The organism is Desulforhopalus vacuolatus, assembly GCF_016918505.1.
GTDB classification, from domain to species: Bacteria; Desulfobacterota; Desulfobulbia; order Desulfobulbales; family Desulfocapsaceae; genus Desulforhopalus; species Desulforhopalus vacuolatus.
In genome coordinates this window covers 1-221 of record NZ_JAFFPZ010000167.1, presented here as the reverse complement: position 1 = coordinate 221, position 221 = coordinate 1, and the positions used below count along the sequence as shown (strand labels likewise).

The 221-nt window shown below is 46.6% G+C and carries 1 pseudogene; it reads right to left on the bottom strand.

Features of this window, described 5'->3' with window-relative positions:
- Window positions 1–221 (bottom strand): annotated as a pseudogene (locus JWG39_RS17500) (S8 family serine peptidase); the annotation flags it as partial.

The following is a 221-nucleotide window of genomic DNA, read 5'->3' as shown; positions in this document are numbered from 1 at the left end:
CGAAGAGGAGGAATCCAACCGTGATCCAGAGCTGTTCAATAACCTTAAATCAATATCTGAACTCAATTCCGTTAAATTAATGGTCGCGGTGCCAGGGTGTTGCGCGACAAACGTATAAAAATCATTTTCCCCAGCATAACCTGTAATGCTGGTATCTCCATTACTGTCCAGTGAAACCGCAGTGGCTCCCGTTCGAGAGTTACCCGCATCACCACCACTGA